The sequence below is a fragment of the Halomonas sp. DP5Y7-2 genome, from assembly GCF_019802025.1.
GTDB classification, from domain to species: domain Bacteria; phylum Pseudomonadota; class Gammaproteobacteria; order Pseudomonadales; family Halomonadaceae; genus Halomonas; species Halomonas litopenaei_A.
Map to the genome: position 1 here is coordinate 598,785 of NZ_JAHVHY010000001.1, position 21,649 is coordinate 620,433.

Annotated in this window: 19 protein-coding genes; 8 read left to right on the plus strand and 11 right to left on the minus strand. The window is 61.4% G+C overall.

Annotated elements, in window-relative coordinates; translation table 11 throughout:
- Nucleotides 1-159: 159 nt before the first annotated feature.
- Entirely contained in the window at nucleotides 160-1,119 is a 960-nt protein-coding gene (locus tag KUW18_RS02520; RefSeq protein WP_222161688.1) for a LysR family transcriptional regulator, read from the minus strand.
- Nucleotides 1,120-1,375: 256 nt separating this feature from the next.
- Here KUW18_RS02520 and KUW18_RS02525 point away from each other — a divergent pair, with 256 nt between their 5' ends.
- Nucleotides 1,376-2,176 carry a TraX family protein gene (locus tag KUW18_RS02525; protein ID WP_222560728.1) on the plus strand — a complete coding sequence of 267 codons (801 nt, stop codon included), beginning with the start codon at nucleotides 1,376-1,378 and terminating at the stop codon, nucleotides 2,174-2,176.
- Between the two features lie 69 nt (nucleotides 2,177-2,245).
- Here KUW18_RS02525 and KUW18_RS02530 read toward each other — a convergent pair whose 3' ends face one another.
- Nucleotides 2,246-3,181 (minus strand): LysR substrate-binding domain-containing protein, encoded by a 936-nt coding sequence (locus tag KUW18_RS02530; RefSeq protein WP_222560729.1) that lies wholly within the window; start codon nucleotides 3,179-3,181, stop codon nucleotides 2,246-2,248.
- A 224-nt stretch (nucleotides 3,182-3,405) separates the two neighbouring features.
- Here KUW18_RS02530 and KUW18_RS02535 point away from each other — a divergent pair, with 224 nt between their 5' ends.
- The gene (locus KUW18_RS02535) at nucleotides 3,406-4,428 is read left to right on the plus strand and encodes a YeiH family protein (RefSeq protein WP_222560730.1); all 1,023 of its coding nucleotides are present in this window, start codon (nucleotides 3,406-3,408) and stop codon (nucleotides 4,426-4,428) included.
- A 139-nt stretch (nucleotides 4,429-4,567) separates the two neighbouring features.
- On the opposite strand, the gene KUW18_RS02540 is transcribed toward KUW18_RS02535, so the two are convergent.
- Both KUW18_RS02540 and purE read right to left on the minus strand, forming a co-directional pair.
- Complete coding sequence (locus tag KUW18_RS02540; protein ID WP_206939967.1) at nucleotides 4,568-5,683, minus strand: 5-(carboxyamino)imidazole ribonucleotide synthase; 1,116 nt, start codon at nucleotides 5,681-5,683, stop codon at nucleotides 4,568-4,570.
- 55 nt (nucleotides 5,684-5,738) lie between these two features.
- Complete coding sequence (purE, locus tag KUW18_RS02545; protein ID WP_206939969.1) at nucleotides 5,739-6,260, minus strand: 5-(carboxyamino)imidazole ribonucleotide mutase; 522 nt, start codon at nucleotides 6,258-6,260, stop codon at nucleotides 5,739-5,741.
- 234 nt (nucleotides 6,261-6,494) lie between these two features.
- Between purE and KUW18_RS02550 the strand changes: the two genes are divergently transcribed.
- On the plus strand, nucleotides 6,495-7,205 hold the full coding sequence (locus KUW18_RS02550; protein WP_222560731.1) for a YbaY family lipoprotein: 711 nt from the start codon (nucleotides 6,495-6,497) through the stop codon (nucleotides 7,203-7,205).
- A gap of 150 nt (nucleotides 7,206-7,355) precedes the next feature.
- On the opposite strand, the gene KUW18_RS02555 is transcribed toward KUW18_RS02550, so the two are convergent.
- The 4 genes from KUW18_RS02555 to KUW18_RS02570 form a co-directional block, all read right to left on the minus strand.
- Complete coding sequence (locus tag KUW18_RS02555; protein ID WP_222560732.1) at nucleotides 7,356-9,359, minus strand: TRAP transporter permease; 2,004 nt, start codon at nucleotides 9,357-9,359, stop codon at nucleotides 7,356-7,358.
- A 159-nt stretch (nucleotides 9,360-9,518) separates the two neighbouring features.
- Nucleotides 9,519-10,097 carry a DUF1850 domain-containing protein gene (locus KUW18_RS02560; protein WP_222560733.1) on the minus strand — a complete coding sequence of 193 codons (579 nt, stop codon included), beginning with the start codon at nucleotides 10,095-10,097 and terminating at the stop codon, nucleotides 9,519-9,521.
- 32 nt (nucleotides 10,098-10,129) lie between these two features.
- Complete coding sequence (locus tag KUW18_RS02565; protein WP_206939977.1) at nucleotides 10,130-11,092, minus strand: TAXI family TRAP transporter solute-binding subunit; 963 nt, start codon at nucleotides 11,090-11,092, stop codon at nucleotides 10,130-10,132.
- 291 nt (nucleotides 11,093-11,383) lie between these two features.
- Nucleotides 11,384-12,817: an APC family permease gene (locus tag KUW18_RS02570; protein ID WP_222560734.1), complete on the minus strand. Its 1,434-nt coding sequence runs from the start codon at nucleotides 12,815-12,817 to the stop codon at nucleotides 11,384-11,386.
- A 357-nt stretch (nucleotides 12,818-13,174) separates the two neighbouring features.
- On the opposite strand from KUW18_RS02570, the gene KUW18_RS02575 reads away from it, so the two are divergent.
- From KUW18_RS02575 to KUW18_RS02590, 4 genes are all read left to right on the plus strand, one after another.
- Nucleotides 13,175-13,462, plus strand: a complete 288-nt coding sequence (locus KUW18_RS02575; protein ID WP_206939980.1) for an XRE family transcriptional regulator — start codon at nucleotides 13,175-13,177, stop codon at nucleotides 13,460-13,462.
- A 325-nt stretch (nucleotides 13,463-13,787) separates the two neighbouring features.
- Nucleotides 13,788-14,456 carry a hypothetical protein gene (locus KUW18_RS02580; protein WP_206939982.1) on the plus strand — a complete coding sequence of 223 codons (669 nt, stop codon included), beginning with the start codon at nucleotides 13,788-13,790 and terminating at the stop codon, nucleotides 14,454-14,456.
- A gap of 336 nt (nucleotides 14,457-14,792) precedes the next feature.
- Nucleotides 14,793-15,947, plus strand: a complete 1,155-nt coding sequence (locus KUW18_RS02585; protein ID WP_206939985.1) for a GGDEF domain-containing protein — start codon at nucleotides 14,793-14,795, stop codon at nucleotides 15,945-15,947.
- Nucleotides 15,948-16,300: 353 nt separating this feature from the next.
- Nucleotides 16,301-16,972, plus strand: coding sequence for a hypothetical protein (locus tag KUW18_RS02590; RefSeq protein ID WP_222237145.1), 672 nt, complete (start codon nucleotides 16,301-16,303; stop codon nucleotides 16,970-16,972).
- Between the two features lie 121 nt (nucleotides 16,973-17,093).
- Here KUW18_RS02590 and KUW18_RS02595 read toward each other — a convergent pair whose 3' ends face one another.
- Both KUW18_RS02595 and KUW18_RS02600 read right to left on the minus strand, forming a co-directional pair.
- On the minus strand, nucleotides 17,094-17,780 hold the full coding sequence (locus tag KUW18_RS02595) for a peroxidase-related enzyme (protein WP_206939990.1): 687 nt from the start codon (nucleotides 17,778-17,780) through the stop codon (nucleotides 17,094-17,096).
- A gap of 174 nt (nucleotides 17,781-17,954) precedes the next feature.
- A complete protein-coding gene (locus KUW18_RS02600; RefSeq protein ID WP_222161676.1) occupies nucleotides 17,955-19,454 on the minus strand; it encodes a CoA-acylating methylmalonate-semialdehyde dehydrogenase in 1,500 nt (499 codons plus the stop codon).
- Between the two features lie 231 nt (nucleotides 19,455-19,685).
- Here KUW18_RS02600 and KUW18_RS02605 point away from each other — a divergent pair, with 231 nt between their 5' ends.
- Entirely contained in the window at nucleotides 19,686-20,651 is a 966-nt protein-coding gene (locus tag KUW18_RS02605) for a LysR family transcriptional regulator (RefSeq protein ID WP_206939994.1), read from the plus strand.
- Between the two features lie 142 nt (nucleotides 20,652-20,793).
- On the opposite strand, the gene KUW18_RS02610 is transcribed toward KUW18_RS02605, so the two are convergent.
- Nucleotides 20,794-21,456: a LuxR C-terminal-related transcriptional regulator gene (locus tag KUW18_RS02610; protein ID WP_206939996.1), complete on the minus strand. Its 663-nt coding sequence runs from the start codon at nucleotides 21,454-21,456 to the stop codon at nucleotides 20,794-20,796.
- Nucleotides 21,457-21,649 lie beyond the last annotated feature (193 nt).

Sequence of the window (21,649 nt, forward strand, 5' to 3'; positions counted from 1 at the left end):
GACTCAAGAGGAATCTCATGAGTCTTGGTTCAGCCAGACCAACCTCGCCAGTTGCATCGACTTCAACGACACCCGCACTATCGAAGCTTTCGATATTGCCACCGCTTGGCGCATCGAGAGGACCTCGACGCACCAGGACGGATCACCCCGCGGGGAACGTCACGACGTCGTCGTGATCTGTGCGTCTACCCAGGGCAGCTCGGCTGCCAGGGTACGGCGAAAGCCAGCGTCCAGTAAACGCCGTGCGTCACGGGCCAGCTGCCCAGGCAGCCCTCCCAGCTCATCCCGTCGCGCGACCAGCGTCAGCGTGCGACTAAGCGGCGATAGGGGCAGCGGCTCGATCCGCACCCTGAGCTGGTCAAGACCCGCCTGGTACAGGCACAACGGAGTCGTCACGGTAAAGCCGACACCATCGCTGACCGCCTTGAGCAAGGCACAGGTATTGTCCAGATGAAGACGCGCCGGCAGCTCGACGCCAGACAGCCGCAGATGGCGCTCGATGCTCTGCCCGATCAATGACTGCGGGACATAGCGCACCAGATCGAGTTGACGCGATAGCCAGCGCAAATTGTCGGCAGGGCCAGACCAGTCGGCCGGAAGGACCAGCACGAAAGGCTCCACCAGCACGCTATGGCGCTCCAGACCGTCATAATTCTCGAGGCGATCATCCGAAATGATCACGTCCACATGTCGGGTCAGCAGTGAGTGACCATGCATGTGGGAGAGCCCCGTGGTCAGGGTATAGTCCCGGGTGTGTCGCCGGATAAGGTCGATCAAGGGCTTGCCCACGGCGGTGGCCAACGAGTCGACCAGTGCCAGCCGCATTTGATGAAGTTGGCCAAAGGCGCCGGAAATCAGCTCGCGGCGCGTATCCCTGGCTTCACTCAGCAGCCGTCTCGCCCGGTCGTAGAAAAACCGCCCAGCGCTGGTCGGCTCCAAAGGACGTGAGCGACGCTCGAACAGCGTCAGTCCAAGGCTCTCTTCCAGGGTCGCCAGACAGTGGGATACCGAGGATTGGGTCAACCCCAGCGCTTCCGCGGCGGCACTCTGGCTGCCCCGCTCCAGCGTCTCGACGAAGATTTCCATACTGCGCAGATCGAAACCGAAGCCATTCTTCATGGCAACTCCTGAAGGGTTGTCTTGTTATTGTCCCTGTGACGCAGCGCCTGCCGTCACGCACCCCATCCTATCCTGCTCTTCACCGGCGGTGACGTCCAAAGGTGCCACTGCATGAAGGCCTGCCCCGGCGAGCCGCTGCGAGGCGCGCCGCTCGGATGCCTGAGCCGTGCAGCTCCCAACGGCTAAAATGTGCCGTATTGGAACTTGTGGGACGTCCATCAGTCTATCCTGACATTGCGAACAACAGGGATGTCCGATGAACCTCGCCACCAACGCCAGCTACGCGGCGCGCCCGTCTTCCGCCTGGACCAGTTGGGGACAGTGGATTGCACTGATCACCATGACCTTGGATCATGTCGCCCGCTACCTGGCCACTGATGCCTGGCATATGGGCTGGATCGATTCGAGTGTCGGTCGCATCGCCTTCCCCTTGTTCGCCGGCATGGTGGCCTGGCATGGTCTGTTCAACACCCGAGATCCCCTGCGCTACGCCCGCAGAGTCATGGTCATCGGTCTGCTCGCCCAGCTTCCCTACCAGCTGATGCCACGTGAAGCGATCTTCCAGCTCAACATCTGCTTTACCCTGGCCCTTGGCCTGATGGCGGGTCACTGGCTCGAGCAACTGACCCGGCGCCAGGACGGCGGCGAACTGGGCTATCCACGTCTCGCCTTGGAGACCCTGGGCATCGCGCTGGCATGGTACTTCGCCGGCTTCTGGGTGGAGTACGGCCACCAGGGGCTGTTACTGGTTCCCTTCTTCATGCTGGCGATCGGTCAGTTGCATCGCGCCGACGACGATATCCCATCGCGGCTGCTGGCCGTGGCAGGCTGCCTGCCGCTGCTGGCAGTGGCCGGCCTGATGAATTCCTCTGACATGGCAAAGTCGGTAACGGTAGCCACCGTGCTGCTGGTCCTGCTGCTGGCTGCCGGTGCCAGCCGCCTGGTCCGAGCCCCCTCTGTGACCATGCCGAGAAAGATGTGGCTGGCGTGGTATCCCGCTCACTTCGCGGTGATCGCTGCCATCCTGCTGTGGAATGGCAATGCGCAGATCCTGTAGACCGCCACGTGGTGGCTAGCCTGCTCGCTTCAATTGCCCCGTCATCGCAAGTTGCGTGACGAGGCTGAATCAGCGACGGTGAATGACGCGATCCTTGTGCTCCACCAGAAACACCTTGAAGGCCTGCCATGCCGGGCTACGGTAGCGGTCCGGATGCCACACCAGCGAGAAGTGGCGCGTCAATGGCAGGTCATGGGCCAGCTCGACCAGGTCGCCCCGCTCCAGCTCCCCACGCACGCTCAAGCGTGATAGACAGCCAAGGCCCAAGCCGGCCGCGACGGCCTGCTTGATGGCTTCGTGCTGCCCCAGCTCCATCCGCACCTTCAGTCTGGCCACTCGAGGAAGCACCGCTGCCTCGAGCACCTCCCTGGAGCCAGAGCCCAGTTCACGCAGTATCCAGGGCTGCTCGGCCAGATCCACGTCCGAGATGCGGCCCTTTTCCACCAGTGGATGCCCAGGCGCGCAGACCACCACCATGTGATCTTCGCACCACACCTCACTGGCCAGGCCCGGTTCATGGCAGCGCCCCTCGATCAATCCCAGGTCCGCATCGAAACGCTGCACCTCGGCAATGACCTCGCCGGTATTGCGCAGGCGCAGTCGCAGATCGACACCGGGATGCCATTCACCGAACTCACCGGCCAGGGGCGGCAGCAGGTAGGTCCCGATGGTGGCACTGGCAGAAATCGCCAGGCTACCGTGCAGCACATCCCCTGGCTCTACCGCTGCGGCGACCAGGTCATCAAGCTCATCCAGCAACTGCTCGGCTCTGGGCAACAGACGATGCCCCGTATCGTTGAGGCTGAGTCTACGCCCGGGACGCTCGAATACCACCACGCCAAGCTGCCGCTCCAGGTCTGCCAGCGCCTGGCTCGTGGCCGATTGAGAAAGGCTTAGCTGTCGAGCAGCGGCGCTGACAGTCCCCAGTCTGGCGACGGCTACAAAGACTTCCAGCTGACGCAAGGTGATGCGCGAGCGTGATCGCTGATGGGTAGGGTGGGACATGATGACCTCTCGCTGCGTGATCAGGAGCCTCGCAAACGCCGCCTGCTCTTATATCGGTTTTACTTATAACAGATTTCGTTATTACACGATAATAAAAAGATATATCCAAGCCTAGAATGGCCCCATCAGAGCAAAGCTGATGTCGGTAGCCAGATGAGGCACGCCTTCCCGTGCCGCTCGCAGAAGTATCGATGCCAGCACAATAATGAAAGGAGGTCAGGATCATGTGGCAAGGATTGGTACTGTGCGCCCTACTCACACTGGCCGGCCAGGTGATCAGCCGCCTGCCAGGCATCAGTGACACGGGGATCAGTCCGCTGGTGTTCGCCCTGCTGCTGGGTATCATCGTGGGCAACCTGCCGTTGGGGCGTACCCTGGAGTCTTCCCACAAGGGACTGGCCTTTGCTACCCGCTGGCTGCTGCGCGGTGGCATCGTGCTGTTCGGGCTATCGTTGACCTTTGCTCAGGTGGTAGGACTCGGTCCCAAGGTGTTGTTACTCGATGCACTGGTGATTACTGCCGTACTGGTGAGCGGCTATCAGATCGGCACCCGGGTCCTCGGCATGGACCGAGAAACTACCCTGCTGACCAGCGCAGGCAGTGCCATCTGCGGGGCGGCGGCAGTTCTCGCCACCGAGTCTACCATCCGCTCCAGGCCTGCCGCTGCGTCGATGGCGGTGGCCACCGTGGTTCTGTTCGGTTCTCTGGCGATGCTGACCTATCCCCTGCTGTACCCGTGGCTGGGCATGGAGGAAGGGTTGTTCGGCGTCTATATCGGCGCCACCATTCATGAAGTCGCTCAGGTCGTCGCCGCGGGCGACGCGGTCGGCCCGGACGCGCTGGCCAATGCGGTCATTGTCAAGCTGGTCAGGGTCATGCTGCTGGTCCCCTTCCTGCTGATCGTCGGCCAGTGGTGGCTACGCCAGCCCAGTGAAGCAGACGCCGCCACGCCGGACGGACAGGCCGGCGTTCAGGTCGAGAAAGCCAAGCTGGTCATTCCGTGGTTTGCTCTGGGTTTTATCGTCATGGTCGGGGTCAACAGTGTCATCAGCCTGCCGGCTCCGCTGCACGCTGCGCTGGTGCTTGGCGGTCAGATCGCGCTGACCATGGCCATGGCGGCGCTGGGCATCAATACCCGGATATCGCGCCTCAAGGCGCTGGGCATCAAGCCCTTCCTGCTGGCATTGATCCTGTTCGTGCTGCTGGTGGTCGGCGGTGGCCTGGCCAGCGCCGTGTTGATGGGGTGAGCGGCCCGATCATCCTGGATAGCGGCCAAGCGTCTGACCGCCAGCGGCAAAGTACCAACAGTACAAACAGTACAAGCAGCACAAACGACAGCGGGCCCCCAGAAGGGGCCCGCTGTGCTTGCTGCCACGCAACCTGCGCTCAGTCTTCGAAGCTGAAGCGCACCTCAGGGGCATCGGGCACCAGCGCTGCGCACTGGCGAACACGATCCAGCAAGGTCGCATGATCGGCGGCCACCAGATTGATGTGGCCCAGCTTGCGGCCTGCTCGTTCGCTCTTGTCGTAGCGATGCAGATGGGCATCGGGCATGGCCAGCACCTGGCTCGGGTCCGGCTCACGACCGATCACGTTGACCATGCAGGTGGGAGCACGCGCGCTGGTATCGCCCAGCGGCAAGCCCTGGATGGCGCGCAAATGGTTCTCGAACTGGCTGGTGACCGCACCGTCCATGGTCCAATGACCGGAGTTATGGACCCGTGGCGCCATCTCGTTGGCCAACAGGCTACCGTCGGCACACTGAAACAGCTCCAGCGTCAGCACTCCGACGTAGTCCAGCTCGTCCAGCAGCGCACGAATGTACTCATCGGCAGTATGCTGAACACTGTCATCCAGGTTGGGCATGGGCGCCAGCGAGTAACGCAGGATGCCGTCGACGTGCACGTTCTCGGCCATGGGATAGAACACGACCTGTCCATCACGGCCGCGCACGGCAATGATCGATACCTCGCGAACGAAGTCGACAAATGACTCGACGATCAGCCGCGGGTGGTTGATGCGCGACCAGGCGTCTGCAGCGTCGCTTGGCTGCTTGAGCACCGCCTGCCCCTTGCCGTCGTAGCCCTCGGTGATGGACTTGGCCACCACCGGCGTCCCCAGTTCCTTGGCGGCGGCCTCCAGCGCCTCTGCGCTGTCTACCAACCGATAGGCGGGAGTGGGAATGCCCAGGCGATCAAACAGTGCCTTTTCCTCGGCCCGGTTCTGACACACGCGAATCGCTTCGCTGCCCGGATATACCGGCCGCTCCGCCTCGATCGCCTGAACCAGCGAGACTGGCAGATGCTCGAACTCATAGGTGACCAGATCGACATCTTCAAGAAAGCTCTGAATATGTTTCTGGTCGGTGTCGATCATCACCTCACCGATGCCGGCACTGGGATTCCCGGTGGTATCGAGAAAGCGGAACCGGTTGGCCAACGGGTAGCCAGCGAGCGCCAGCATGCGGCCAAGCTGTCCGGCCCCGAGAACACCAATCTTCATGACTTGCTCCTATGCTCTTACGACGGTCGTGCAAGGGTTGGGGCGCCAACCACGCTCAGCCCTGGCGAGCTTCCGGGGGACGGGGATCTGGGTTATCCAGCACCGTCTGCGTCTGCTCGGCGCGGAAGGCTTCTACCGCATCACGCACCGCGCTATCGGCAAGCCCGACGATCTGAGCCGCCAGCAGCCCCGCGTTGGTCGCGCCAGCCTTGCCGATCGCCAGCGTACCCACCGCTACGCCACCTGGCATCTGGGCGATTGACAGCAACGAGTCCAGCCCTTTCAACGCCTTGGATTCAACCGGAACACCCAGCACCGGCAATGCCGTCTGCGACGCCACCATGCCCGGCAGGTGGGCCGCGCCTCCTGCACCAGCGATGATGACCTGGATGCCACGCTCGGCAGCACTCTTGGCGTAGTCGAACAACAGGTCCGGCGTCCGATGAGCGGAGACGACCTGGGTTTCATAGCTCACGCCCAAGCGCTCCAGCATGGTGACGGCGTGCTCCATGACAGGCCAGTCAGACTTGGAACCCATGATCACGCCGACCCGGGGCGCTGGGGAGGTGGATGACATCGGCAACTCCTCGAAGAAACGACGGTGCCGCAGCAAAGAAATCGCCGCGACTAGGGAACAATCGGGAAGCGCCATAGTCTAGCAGAGCCGAGGGAGCGATACCTCTCCCGATACAGACGTCGTCAGCCAGCGACAGCAACATTCATTCTGACTGCGCATTGGTCTGCTACTTTTTTCTGTCATCGCCAATGTTACAGCGTCTATTAGGACGACACGCTCACCAAGGAGAGAGCCATGAAACCGACCCTGCTGCTTATCGCCGCCTTAACATCTGGCCTGGCGCTGGCCGGTTGCGACGATAGCCAGAGCAACGCCAGCAGCTCCCAGAGCAGTGCCGAGACCAGCCAGCAGGCCAGCGCCGAGCAGGCCACACAGATGACCCTCAAGGGTACCGTCAGCTTTGCCGAAACCGGGCAGACACTGCCACAGGGCGCTGACGTGAAGGTCCTTCTTAACGATGTGGCCCTGGCCGATGCACCGGCCAAGACCATTGCCGAGACCACGGTCTCGATCGACCGCCAGGCGCCCACCGATTTCTCTTTGAGCTATGACACCAGCGATGTCAGCGAACGTCACACCCATAGCCTGCGTGGGGAAATCCGGGGCGACGACGGCCAGCTGATCTGGACCAGCACCCAAGCCAACCCGGTCGAGGTCGGACCAGACGCCGACCAGCCTCCGGTGTCCATCGTGCTCCACCCGGTGGGAGCCGATGGCAACGCCCAGAGTGAAAGCATGCAGCAAGCCCAGGAGGCCTTGCTGTCGAGCGGTGATGAGCCCACCGCCGCGGAGAAGCAGGCCGCTGAGCAGGCCGACGCGGTGGCCGAGCAAGCGGCTGGCATGCAGGAACCCAGCCAGGGGGCAGCGGCCGCCGGCGGCAGCAATGCGACAGCCCCTGATGCTACAGCCCCTACTGAAGGCAGCGACAGCGCTCAAGCCCAGTAACGCGGGCCCCGCCACACCCGTGCGGATCTGGCCGCGCTGTTCCGCAAGACAACGTGTGCCACGACACAACCTGTGCCACAACACAACGACAGCGCTGTGCCCTGAGGCACGGCGCTGTCGTCACGCTGAAAAAACCTGTCACTCGACCGACTAGGCGGGCGTTGCCACCCTGCGCGACTCCCAACAGTTGAAACCAATGATCGCTGCCATCACCGCGGCCCCGGCAACGTCGAACATCATCGACGGCAGGAACACGCCTACGATTGCCGGCAACAGCAGCAACCGCTGCCACAGCGGGATCCGGGTGAACAGGTAGCCCTCCAGCGTCGCCGCAAAGGCACCCAACGCCAGCAGGCCCGTCACGCCCTTCCAGATCAACAGCCAGACCGGCCCACCGATAATGATTTCAGGGTTGTAGACCATGAACAGCGGCACCAGATACAGGCCCTTGGCGAACTTCCAGGACTGGAAGCTGGTCTCCATCGGCTTGGCACCCGCAATGGCAGCACCTGCAAAGCCTGCCAGTGCAATAGGTGGCGTCACGTTGGAATCCTGGGAGTACCAGAACACCACCAGGTGAGCGATCAGCAGCGGTACGCCAAACTCATTGGAGAGTGCCGGACCGACCAGCACGATCAGCACGATGTAGCTCGCCGTTACCGGCAGGCCCATGCCCAGTACCAGACTGGCCAGCAGCACCATGATCAGCGCCAGCAGCAAGTGGCCGTTGGAGAAGGCCAGCATCATGGCCGAGAACTTGAGGCCGAGGCCGGTCAAACCGACCACGCCAACGATGATACCGGCCACCGCACAGGCCATGGTCACCGCCACCGCGTTGCGTGCCCCAAGCTCCAGCCCCTCAAGTAGCTTCATCAGGCCATTACGACAGGCCAGGGCCAGGCGCTGGGCATTGACCGGCTGCCCCTCCTTTGGCGCAACGAACAAGAACCAGACGGCGAAGCGCAACACGGCCACCACCAGCATGCAGACGATGGCGTAATAGCCGACCCGCATCGGCGACATGTTCATCACCAGCAGCCACACCAGCACCGCCAGCGGCAGCAGGAAGTGCCAGCCATGCTTGAGCACGTCGCTCATCTGCGGCAGCTCTTCCTTGGCCATGCCTTGCATGCCCTCTTTCAGGGCGATGATGTGGACGAAAAGGTAGACCGTGCCAAAGTACATGAAGGCCGGAAGAATGCTGACCTTGACCACCTCGAGGTAGGGCAGCCGGGTGTATTCCGCAATCAGAAATGCCCCAGCCCCCATCAATGGCGGCATGATCTGCCCCCCGGTAGAGGCCGCGGCCTCGATGCCCCCCGCCTGATGCGGCTTGTAGCCAAGTCGCTTCATCAGAGGAATGGTAAAGGCGCCGGTGGTCACCACGTTGGCGATGGCACTCCCTGAGATCGACCCCATCCCGGCAGAGGCAATCACTGCAGCCTTGGCGGGCCCACCGCGCTGGCGCCCGGTGGCGGCATACGCCAGATCGATGAAGAACTTGCCTGCGCCAGTGATCTCGAGAAAGGCACCAAACAGGACAAAGATGAAGATGTAGGTGGCGGCTACCCCCATGGGCAGACCAAAAATGCCTTCCTGGCCCAGGTACAGCTGGCCCACCAGGCGATCCAGATTGTAGCCGCGGTGTTCCAGGATGCCCGGCAGGAACTGCCCGAGCCAGGGCAACTCGCCCCGGGGGCCGGCAAAAGCGTAGAGAATGGCGATCATGCCGATGATGGTCATGCCAAGCCCCACCGCTCGCCGACTGGCCTCCAGCACGGTCACGGTGGCGATGATGCCCACCCAGATATCGGTCTGGCTCCAGAATCCTGCGCGATTGATGATCTCGTCAAGATACAGCGCCATATAACCGCCGGTGACGACGGCGCCACAGAAGAACACCAGGTCGATGAGCGCTCCCACCGGGCCTCGCCCTCGGGACGGGCCGAACACGGGGAACATCAAAAACGCCAGCATCATGACCAGCGCCAGGTGGATGCTGCGCTGATAGAACAAGCCGAGCGGCTGGATGCCAGCCGAATAAAGCTGAAACAGTGACAGGCCGATCGCTACCAGAGAGATCAGCCACAGTACGATTTTCGAGTGGTTGGCCTGGCTGCCAGGCACCACGGGAGAAGCTGGCGATTCGCTCATCGTTATCTTCCTGGGAGTGTCAGTCAGGGGCATGCTGGTGTCAGCCTTGCGCCATCAAATGGTGCAGCAGCGACGGTCGCTCCCTGCCCTATCGGCGAATTTCGCCTTGCATGTACGTTAGACAATGGCTGGTCATGCCAGCCTTATGGATGCTCAAGCCTAGCCTGGACCATGGTCATCCACGCCGCGCCCCTCCAGGCCAACGCTGACCAAACGCCCGGCCGCGATATCGCTCAAGCTGATCGGGGTAGCCTGCGCGGGCAACGCTTCCGCCCAGGCGGCTGCACACGACCGTCCCGCCGCGACCAACCTTTCCAGAGTGGGCTTTCCACGGCTGACCAGGCGGTGATCAACGCGCTTGGCGCCGACCCGCAGCCGGTAGTGATTACCCGGCACCGCCTCGTCGATATCGTTGATCCAGTAGCCTCCCTGCCCATCACTGACCTGCCGCCCGCGGCCCGGCACATGGTCAAGGCCGGCGGCAAAGTCGGGCAGGTGGCTGCGCTCCAGCACCATTTGACCTTCTACGTGACGGTAGCAGTCGAGCACCTCGAACCCTTCCACGGAATGGTTCCAGGCCATGCACCACCCAGCGCCAGGCGGCATCGGGATTGCCACCAGCAGCCTGCCCTGACTATCGCGTACCGTCAGCTGATCGTCACAGCTCGACGTCAGCTCCGCAGCCGCTGCGGTCATCGGCGCCACACCCAGCCATAGCACGCACAAGGCGAGCCACATGGCTCGCCTTGTGAAGCGTGTCCCCATGACCATCAGGGACGCTGCTTGTCCTGCACCTCAGCACCGACTTCCTCGTAGTAACGCAGGGCACCCGGATGGAAGGCAATGGGCGTGGACTCCACCGAGAACTCAACCGTGGTGTCATTGGCGGCAGGATGAATGGCGATCAGTTCATCGGTCTGCTCGAACAACGTCTTGGTGATCTGGTAGGCCAGCTCGTCATCCATCTCGCTGCTGGCAATCAGCACATTGGGTACGCCCAGGGTCTGCACCGCGGCGTCCATGCCTTCATAAAGGCCTTGCTTGAGCTCGTAGGCGGCGAATACCGGCTCGTCTTCCTGGGCATTGGCGACTTCCTCGTCGCTGAGACCGATCAGGCGCACGTCGCTGGTGGTCGCCAGGTTCAGAATCGAGCTGGTGGGCGGACCGACACTCCAGAAGCCGACATCGATATCGCCGTCACGCAAGGCATCAGCGGTTTCGTTGAAGTTGAGGCGCCGTGCGTCGAAGTCGTCATAGCTGAGGCCGTTGGCCTCAAGGATGGCACGAGCGTTAAGTTCGGTACCGCTACCCGGGGCGCCCACCGATACCACCTTACCTTCCAGGTCATCCAGCGAGTCGATACCGGAGTCCGCCATGGTGACGATCTGCACCGCGTTGGGGTAGATCGACGCGATAGCACGAATGTTCTCGAGCTTGCGCCCCTCGAAATCGCCGGTGCCGGTTGCACCCTGGTACACCGTATCCGCCAGCGCCAGGGCAAGGTCCGAGTCGCCGCGCCACACCAGCCCCATATTCTCTACCGAGGCACCGGTGACCTCTGCCACGGCATCATAGCCATCGACATGCTTCTTGATCAGCTCTGCCAGGCCCCCGCCATAGGGGTAATAGGTGCCGCCGGTACCGCCAGTGGCAATCGACAGCTGGCTCTGGGCCACCGCGGTGTGGCTGGCAACCAGCAGGGACGCCGTCAGGGCGAATGTCAGTGCTCGCATGATCTTCCTCCGTTCCTCGTGGGAACCATCGTGACGTTGTTGTTGATCGATTCGAGATGCGCTAAGCAAACTAGCAAGTGCCTAGCGACTTCGCCAATGCCAACATTTCGACGTTTTTTGTCTTTGTCTGCAATTCTCACAAGGTCTTAGATGCATCGCTGCAGATTCATGACGTCAACGCTACCCACCAGGCCGCTGCCGCGGCCTGGCTGCGGGCGCGAGGCTCTGCGCCCGCTCACCCGCTAGCGTTGAATAACGGTTCATGATGGATCGGCCGGTGACGCGGCGGACTCAGACGTCCTGCCCAGCCCCCGCCAGCTCACGCTTCATCTGGCGATCGCTGTAGTCGGTGCCGTAGCGCTGGCGGGACCACACATACAGCCCCAGTCCAAGTCCCATCCAGCCGGCGAACAGTCCCCACTCGATCGAAGACAGCGCCGAAGGACTGCCGGGCAGGTACAGCGCAATCAGGCCCAGCGACATCACGACCGCCAGCCAGCCCACCAGCCTGGCATGCTTGACCCGGAAAGGACGTTCGAGCTCCGGCTCCTTACGCCGCAGTATCAGGAAGGAAATGGACACAAACAGGTAGGCAATGACGATGCCCAGTCCGCCCGCCACGACCAGCCAGACCATGGCCTGGCGACCCAGCAGCGGAGCCAGACTGGACACAAGTCCCATCAGCAGAATGGCGTTGACCGGCGTCCGATGACGGGGATGCAGCTTGGCCAGGAAGGCCGGCAACATGCCGCAATGCGCCAGGGCATAGATGGCCCGGGAGCCTCCCACATAGAAGGCATTCCAACTGGTCAGGATGCCCGCGATACCTGCCAGCACCATCAGGTTGGCGGCCCAGGGAGTGTTGAACACCGCCCGCATCGCATCCGGTACCGCGAGGGAGCTGTTCTCGAGTTCAGCGGGAGACAGCATCAGCGCGGTCCCCAGCACGATGAAGGCGTACCAGAACACGGCCAGCACCACGGACAGCATCAACACGCGTCCGATATCGCGAAACGGCAGGTCGATCTCCTCCGCAGCCTGAGGGATGACATCAAAGCCGACGAACAGGAACGGCACCATGATCAGCACCATGGTGATTCCCCCGAGCACCCCGCTCTCGGTGTTGAACAGCGGTGTCAGATTGGCGCTGCCGCCCTCGAACAAGGCGCCAGTAATGAACATCACGCCCACCGCCAGGATCAGCAAGGTCACCAGCTTCTGCACCAGCGCAGCGGTGCGCACGCCAACGTAGTTGATGATCATCATGACGATCGAACCGGCCATGCCCACGGCGACCCAGGTCGCCTTGACGTCCCAGCCGGCCAGCGTCCAAAGATGCCCGACCGCATAGGAAGGGAACAGGTGTTCGACGACGGTAGGCAGCGCCACCGCCTCGAACGCCACCACGCTCAGATAGCCCAGCACGATGGCCCATGTACACAAAAATGAGGCGAAGTGCCCCATGGCGCGATAGCTGTAGACGTGCTCCCCGCCCACCTGTGGCATCGCCGACGCCAGCTCGGCGTAGGTCAGGCCCACCAACACGATGACCGCTCCACCGAGCAGAAAGGCCAGAATGGCACCCAGGCTCCCGGCTGAGGTGATAAAGCCTCCGGTGAGGACAATCCAGCCCCAGCCCACCATGGCACCAAACGCCAGGGCCAGCACATCCTTGCGCGCGAGCACTCGACTTAGCTGTGCTCCTTCACTGCTGTTCGCTTGCATAATCTATCGCTCGTTGTAACTCCCCCGCCCTGGCTACCCGCGAAGGGACAACAGATCAGAACAGGTCAGGCGGGGGGAAAGCTCTCATGCCAGAGCCTTTCTTGTTGAATGTATCCCTCGAGCGAGAAAACTATCACGCGCTACTCTGCCGTCAGCAGCACTGGTTGATACCTCTTTCGTCTAAGTTTACATCGGCGCAGCATACCTCCATTCGCCCGTGCACCCGGGCGTAGCGGGCCTCCCTGCGCTTTTCCCTGACGGCCCCGTCAATGACACTAGCCGTTTGCCGATTTTGGACTGGCAAGGGAGCAAAAAAGGTTGCATGCTGTAGGGGTCGCAAACGCCCATTGGAGCACCATGAGCACCGCAGATTCCTTGTCTCGAGCAGACGCCTCAGAACCGCCTCCTCGACGATGCCCTGACCTCGACGTCAGGGACCTGGAACAGCGCACACGACTGATGCGCATCGTCACACGGCTGATTGCCGTATCCGATCTCGGAAGCCGTGAGATCGCCCGCCGCGCAGGCCTACCCATGCAAAAGATCAGTGATCTATTGTCTGGAAGGCTGGAGCACTTCACCTGCGATGAATTGCAGGCCATCCGCCGAATCATCGACGATGGCCACCTATCACTGAATCACTGAACTGAACCTCGGAACAGAACCTCTGAGCCGAATCACTGAATAGCTCACGCTGACGACGTCGCCCGCAGGCGATGACGTCAGCTTCCGTGTATCCCGATCGCGCCTGGCTCAGTGTTGCCAAGCAACGCCTGCTACTCCCCTGGCTGCGCCAGTCGTCGCGGGCACCGCCCGGGGTCTACACTGACGTGGCCGCTAGGCCGTTCTGGCGATGCCATGGAACCTTCGCTGACTGCCGAACTCTCACTTTCCACGTATCTCTGCATCACGCGTCTTCACCCTTTGTGCTTCTTTCCCCCTTCTTTACCCCTATGTAGAGGAAATCCCCATGCGCCGTTCCCTTCTGGCAGCCTGCCTTCTGTGCATGTCCCCCATGGTGCTGGCCGACGGCCAGGCCACCCTGGTAGACGGCAGTGGCGATCCCGATAGCGCAGTGACGGCACGTTGGATAGGAGACCAGCTTCGCCTGGACTTCCCTCGTCACGCCGCCAAGGGCTACTTGCTACTTCGCGATGGCAAGGGGTATGCGGTGACCAACTTCGGCGGACAGCCGGTGGTTCTGGGTATCCGTGACCTGCAGTCGATTGCCGGGCAGCTCGGCGGACAGGACATGTCGCAACTGGGCAGCTATCAGGCTCAGCAGGTGTTGGCCCTAGAGCCCACTGGCTCAACGGAGAGCGTTGCGGGTATCGAAGGAGACGTATACCGCCTCGACTGGATCAATCGTGACGGTGATCGTCGCCAGGACTCACTGGTACTCAGCCAGCGCGGCGAGGTCCGAGAGTTACTGCAGGTGGTCGACCGCTATCAGCGCATCATGACGGGACAACCGGATCCAGTGGCCGCCCAACTGGAACAGCGTGGACTTGGTATCCTGCGTTTCGGTGACAAGTTCCAGGTCTCCCAACTGACCTCCACTCCTCCTGATGCCGCCGCTTTAGCCCTTCCCGCGCAAGGCGGCAACGTCTCCGACCTGCTCCGCTCAGTGATCCAGTAAAGACGTCGACTCATACGGCTGCGCCGTCATCCTGGCATGACGGCGCGGGCGCGTAACACCCGCTATTTCGCGTCACCCTTCAACCTCTCACCCCTGCCTCTCGGCGCCACGCCCTTCCCCCACGGTATACTGGTGCTGACGACCTTCTCGCCAGCCAACATGTACTCATTTGCGCACTGCGTGGAATCCTCGTGTATCAATGGCGTGCACAATCGCCAAAATGCGGTGCAAGCCCGGCCGTAACGCGATATATGTTGAAGACACACTTCTTCTTAATGTCGGCGCCGGGGGTTTTAGTCAATCCGCGAGCGGCGCATCAATCCGGTGAGAGTCGCCATGAGGCCGATCGACAAATCCCTGCTCGAGCAGATGCATATCAGCGAGGTAGAGATTCAGCGCCGCAAGGAGTTCCTGAATCTTGATGAGGCAGGTCTGGCAGATCTGGCTGCGCTAAAGCCCATCATTAATGAACATATCGAAATCATTGTCGAAGAGTTCTACGAGCGCCAGACCGAAATCGATGAAATCAGCCTGCTGATCGGCGACTCGGAAACCCTTCAGCGGCTGCGTTCCGCTCAGCGCCAGTACGTGCTTGATCTGTTCACCGGTTACTACGATGCGGAGTACGTCAACAGCCGGCTGCGCATCGGACTGGTACACAAGCGTATCGGGGTGGAGCCCAAGCTGTTCCTGGCCGCCATGAGAACCCTCAAGGAAATCCTGTTTCGGGTGATCGACGAAAACCTGACAGACCAACACAGCCTTACCTCGGCCAAGGATAACCTCGACAAGTTGATGTACTTCGATATCACACTGGTCTTCGATACCTATATCGACACCCTGCTCAATGAAGTGCACAGCGCCAAGCGGCGAATGGAAATCTATGCCCGCAATCTCGAGGAAAAGACGAAGGAGCTTGCTACCTACGCGGAGAAGGACGCGCTGACGGGACTGTTCAATCAACGCGGCATGAGCGAGGCCTTGAGTCGCGAAATCCGCATGGCAGAAAGGCGGCACTCGCTGGTCAGCCTGATCTACTGCGACATCGATGACTTCAAGCAGATCAATGATACCTATGGCCATCACAAGGGTGACGAGATACTGATCACCTTTGGCCAGATCATGCGTGAGACCGTGAGGTCCAGCGACATCTGCTGCCGCCTTGGCGGCGACGAGTTCTGCTGCATCCTGCCTGACTGCGACGTCAAGAGCGCGGGTACCATTGGCAGCAAGATCGAACTGGCCTTTCAGGACAAGTACCCGGACTTCTCCATTAGCTTGGGGGTGGCCGAGACGGGCGACCGCGAGTATCTGCGCGAGGAGGAATTGCTGCGTGCGGCAGATGCCATGATGTATCGCAACAAGGAAGCCAGAAAGCGAGGCCGCAGCAATAAGGCCGCCAAGCCCTCCCCCACTGACGACGCGCAAGAAACGGACAAGCAGGCTGCTGCACCTCATCAGCCCACCACGGCCCACAACGATGAACGCTAGGCACCGAGCAGCTGATCGATCATCTGGCCTGACGCCCTAGTCAAGCGCTGAACACATCAGCCGAGCACAACGCGATGCCAGGCAACCGAAGCACAGCGTTCGGAGCCTATGCGGTATCGCTGTTGAAATCGAGAGCGCGCAACGCAGTGAATCGTCGGCGCAGATATTGATGCAGTGTTTTCCTGGCACCGGGAACCCCACGAAGATATCTGCGCAACCATAGATAAGGCCGTCGCTCAGACCGTCAACAAGACCGTCCAGCAAGACAGCCGTTGCCATGCTTAAAGAAACAGGATTAACTTATTAAGCTAAGCAAATGACACTATTCGCCCGGCTCTCGAGGACATGTCGCCATGCCATACAGCGAAGCCAAGGAACACGCGCCCTGCCGTCTGCATCGCCTGTTCACCTCGCCCTATACTGCATTCGACAATCAGGCCAACGAGCGCCAGCTACACTTGTTACTGGCATTGCAGACGCTGCTGTTCGGCCCTCTTGAGCAGGGCAGACTGACCTTGAGACTGCTCGATGGCTGGCAGAATGGCGACTGCCAGCCTCATACGCTGGTCTATCAGGATATCGATATCCGTCGACCCGAGGACTTGGCCACGGCCTCCCCCGCGATGCCATGGCGCCCGCTGCTTTCCACCACCCTGGAAGAGTCTCTTTCCCAGGCCCTGGAAGACGATGTTGCCCTTCCCGATGATATTCGCCACACCCCCGCCAGATGGCCTGCTTTTGCGGGTGGGCTCTCGCTCTATACGCGCTACAAGGTGTGCCATCGTCTGATCTATGGAGAAGACGACAGCTATCGTTCGATACGCTGCGAGACACCTGCCGGCTTGCGGGAAATCCACGAGTTCCACCTGCAGGAGGGTGATTTTGCCATCAGCCTGCCACACGCCGATGCCAAGGACGGCAGCGACGATACCGTGGGCCTGGTTGCACATGGTTCCCAGCGCCAGCTGCTTGCACGATGGCTGATCGAGCTGGCCGAAAAGCCGCTGCTCTCCCTGCTGAGCTGACGGCACAGGGGTACGGGGACACTGAGGTCACCAGCCAAGCGACACCAGGCACCCGCGACGCAGCGACTCGTCCGCGCAGGCTGGCATGCTGTGTTTCCTCGAGCTCGCTTGCCTGGCGAACCTAAGAGTTGGACTCACGGGGCACTCGCCCCATCAGGTAGAACTCTGGATTCGGTGGCGTGCCGGTCAAGGTGACCAATCGATTGGACAGGCCAAAGAAGGCACAGATGGCGCCAATGTCCCAAATGTCGTCTTGGGTAAAGCCCACTGCCTCCAGCCGCGTCATCCACTCTTCGGTCAACTCTCCTACGTCGATGCCGCAGTGAATGGCGGCGTCCAGCATCACACGATGCCGCTCGCTCAGATCCGCGCTATGGTGATTGATCGCCACGCGATCTGCCAACAATGGATCCTTGCTGTAGAGCCTTACCAAGGCGCCATGGGCCACCACACAGTACAGGCAGCGGTTACGCGCGCTGGTGGCGACCACGATCATCTCCTTTTCGGCCTTGGTCAGGGTATCTGACTCCCGCTCCATCAGGGCATCGTGATAGGCAAAGAAGGCACGAAACTCAGCGGGCCGATGGGCCAACATCAAGAACACATTGGGGATAAAACCCGCCTTGTCTTGAACGGCAAGAATGCTGTCACGAATATCGTCGGGCAGCTCGTCAAGAGATGCTGGAATGGGAAAGCGACTCAGGGACGGATCACCGGACGACGGTACCGGCGATGACAAGGAAGAAGATGAGGCAGAAGATAACGAAGACGAGAGAGGAGGAGAAACGGATGACGAGCGAGACGACATGGGCGGACTCCAGCATTGAGTGAGGTGGCTCTCAAAAAACTGACTTTACGTTAACGTAAAGCAAGCGCTCTCACTCTTGTCCTTTGATCGAACACGCTCCACCTGTCTACACACGACAATGCCCCGTGGCCGGGGCATTGTCGGGGGTTCTGGCTTCCTTCAGTTCGGTTCAGCTCAGCTCAGCGAGATCGTGCTGTTAATGCCAGAGGAGACATTTTCAGGCTCAAACCAGCGCGCAGTCACCGTCTTGGTCTGGGTCCAGAAACTGATCGCCTGCTTGCCGTTGGGGCCCAGGTCGCCCAGCTTGGATGCCCGTGAGCCGGTGAAGCTGAAATAGGCGACCGGTACCGGGATCGGCACATTGATGCCTACCTGCCCCACATCGATATCCGTCTCGAAGCGCCGCGCCACCCATCCCGAGTTGGTAAAGATCGAGGTGCCGTTACCGTTAGGATTGGCATTGATGAAGGCGATTGCCTCATCCAGCGTGTCCACTTCCACCACGCACAGCACTGGGCCGAAAATCTCTTCCCGGTAGATGTCCATCTCGGCGGTAACACCCGCAAACAGTGTAGGCCCCACAAAGTTGCCCTGGGGATAACCTTCCACCTGACAGCCACGCCCATCGACCAGCAGCCTGGCGCCCTCCTGCTCACCCTGGGCGATCAGGCGTTCAACCCGGTCCTTGGCCGCCGGAGACACCAGTGGGCCGAGATCCGCCTGACGGTCGGTGCCTGGCCCCACTCGCATGTTGCGTGCACCTTCCACGATATCGTCCAGCCATTCCCGCGCCTGGCCGACCAGCACCACGACGGAATTCGCCATGCAGCGCTGCCCAGCAGCGCCAAAGGCGGAACCCAGCAGATTGTTGATAGCCTGGCTGCGATTGGCATCGGGCATGACCACACAGTGATTCTTGGCTCCCATCATGGCCTGGGCACGCTTGCCGGACTCGCTGGCCCGGCGGTAGAGCTGGGTACCGACATGGGTCGAGCCGATAAAGGACATGGCCTTGATATCCGGGTGCTCGCACAGACGGTTGGCCACATCTGGGCCACCGTGCACGACATTCAGCACGCCAGGCGGGACACCGGCTTCAAGGGCCAGTTCGACCAGCCGCATGGTCGAGCTGGGATCCTGCTCGGAGGGCTTGAGGACGAAGGTATTGCCCGTGGCGATCGCCAGCGGAAACATGAAGCATGGCAACATGATGGGGAAGTTGAAAGCGGTGATCCCGGCGCCCACACCAAGGGGCTGGTTGAGGGTATAGACATCCACCTCACTGGCCGCGTTTTCCGCCACCTCGCCGAGCTGCAACGAGGTAATCGAGCAGGCATGCTCCACCACCTCGAGCCCACGCCCCACCTCTCCTTCTGCATCGGGCAACGTCTTGCCATGCTCCTCGCTGATCAAGGCCGCAAGCTCAGGGGTGTGTTCGCGGATCAGCGCCTGCAGCTTCAGCATGATCCTCATGCGCTTGCCGAGCGGCACCTTGCGCCAGCTGGAGAAGGCCTGGTGGGCGTTGGCGACCGCCTTGTCGACCTCTTCGAGGGTACAGAAGGGGACCCTGGCTACCACCTCCTGGGTGGCCGGGTTGGTCACGTCGCGCCATTCACTGGACTGCGAGGGGACGGCCTGGCCATCGATGATCATCGGAATATCGCGGACTGTCATGGCGTGCTCCTACTCTTGTCGTTGTCGTATCGCGTTGTTGCCGTATCGTGTCGCTGTCAACACCAGCGGCTCGCGTGGTGCAGGGCGATCCACCAACGCCCAGCGTGAGGCTACACACGCAAGCAAAGAGGGTCAGTCTAGCCACAGGTCGGATAGCCAAACAATGTTCAGCGGGGCACATTGCTTGTGCAATTTTGCAAAAGCGATGTCGGCGGACAACCGGAGGCAAACGTGCTCGACTGGCAGGATCTGCAGGTCTTTCTTGAAGTGGCCAGACACCCTCGCCTGGCCGATGCCGCGCGGCGCCTGGGGGTCGATCATTCCACCCTATCTCGTCGAACGCGCCGGTTTGAACAGCGCCTCAACACTCAGCTGTTTGAACGCAGTACTCATGGCTACCGTCTTACACCAGCCGGCGAGCGATTGAAGGTGCACGCAGAGCTCATGGCACGCCATGCAGACGACGCCACTGACGGTCTGGTCGACCACAACCTGAGGCTGGAAGGACAGATTCGACTGGGTGTCACCGAGGGCTTTGGCACCTGGGTGATAGCGCCCCTGCTCAGCGCTTTCTGTCGCCGACATCCAGGCCTCACTCTAGACCTGCTGGCACTCCCTAGAGTCGTCAACTTGAGCCGTCATGAGGCCGACCTGGCGATCACCATCGAACGGCCGGCCAATCAGGGCCTGGTCACATCCCGGCTGTGCGATTACCGCTTGAAGCTTTACGCCGCGGATCGCTACCTGCGACAGCACGGTGCACCGCTGCACCGCACGGAACTCAGCCAGCACCCGCTGATCGGCTACGTGGATGACTTGCTGTTCAGTGAGCAGCTCAATTATCTGGACCCTCTGCTGGCACACCGTCGCGAGGACACCAAGGCCCACTTTTCACTACGCAGCACCAGCGTCACGACGCAGATGATGGCAACCGAAAGCGGTGCCGGTCTTGGCGTGCTGCCATGCTTCATGGCTGCCGGGCGCGCCGAGCTGAGGACAGTGCTTGACCACGACGTATCGATCGACAGGCAGTTCTGGGTCACCGCGCGGCAGGAACAGCGGCAGCTGACGCGCATCCGTTTGCTGTGGGACTACCTGCGGGAGGCTCTGGCGCTCAACCAGGACTTCCTGATGGGAAGGCAGGCGCAGCTGGTCATGCCGGACGACGACCCCGGCAGCGACCAGGCCTCGCCCTGATGCCCCCTGCCGAGCCCCCTCGCTAAGCACTCCTGGCCGAGCCCCCCTCGCCGGGCGCCCCTCGCCGGGCACCCCAAAACACAACACCCCGCCGGATGGCGGGGTGTTGTTGTGGTGCTCTGCAGCGCTGGGCCAGGTCCGTTCAGGACTCGACCTTGGGCGGCTCGACCTCAAGCTTCTGCGCGGCGATCACCGCCTGGGTGCGTGAATGCACCCCAAGCTTGCGCAGAATCGCCGTGACGTGGGCTTTGATGGTGGCCTCAGACACATTCAACTCGTAGGCAATCTGCTTGTTGAGAAGCCCTTCTGTCAGCATGTTCAGCACGCGAAACTGCTGGGGGGTCAGCGAGGCGATCGCCTCAGCGAAACGGGCTTCTTCTTCATCGGCTTCACCGAGGGCGTCCGCCATGTCTTCCGGTAGCCACACCTCACCATCGAGAATCTCCCCCACGGCTTCAGCAATCAACGCCAGCGAAGAAGACTTGGGAATGAAGCCGGACGCACCGTAGTCGATGGCTCGACGAACCACGTGCAGCTCATCACTGCCGGACACTACCGCCACCGGCACGTCCGGGGTCTGTCCACGCAACTGGATCAGCCCAGAGAAGCCGTGAGCGCCAGGCATGTGCAGGTCGAGCAGAATCAGATCGGCATCAGGATGCCGGATCACCACGTCGGAAGTGGCTTCCATGGTATCCGCTTCAATGATCTCGGCCTGAGGTGCCAATTGGCGCAGCGCCTGCGTCAAGGCAGCACGGAACAGCGGATGATCATCGGCAACGATGAATTTCTGGGCAAAGGCCATGGATTCTCCTCCGGATTCCGCTGCGGCGTGTCAGGCCCTGACGCCACAACGCAAGACGCTTGTTTGACCAGCATGTTACCCCATGGCCACCGGCTTTCCCAAGCACCCTTGCACTCCCTTCATCAACGTCAGCCACAAGATGCCCATCAAGTCCGCACCATTCGGTGCACTCCAGACGAAAAGACGCCGGTGG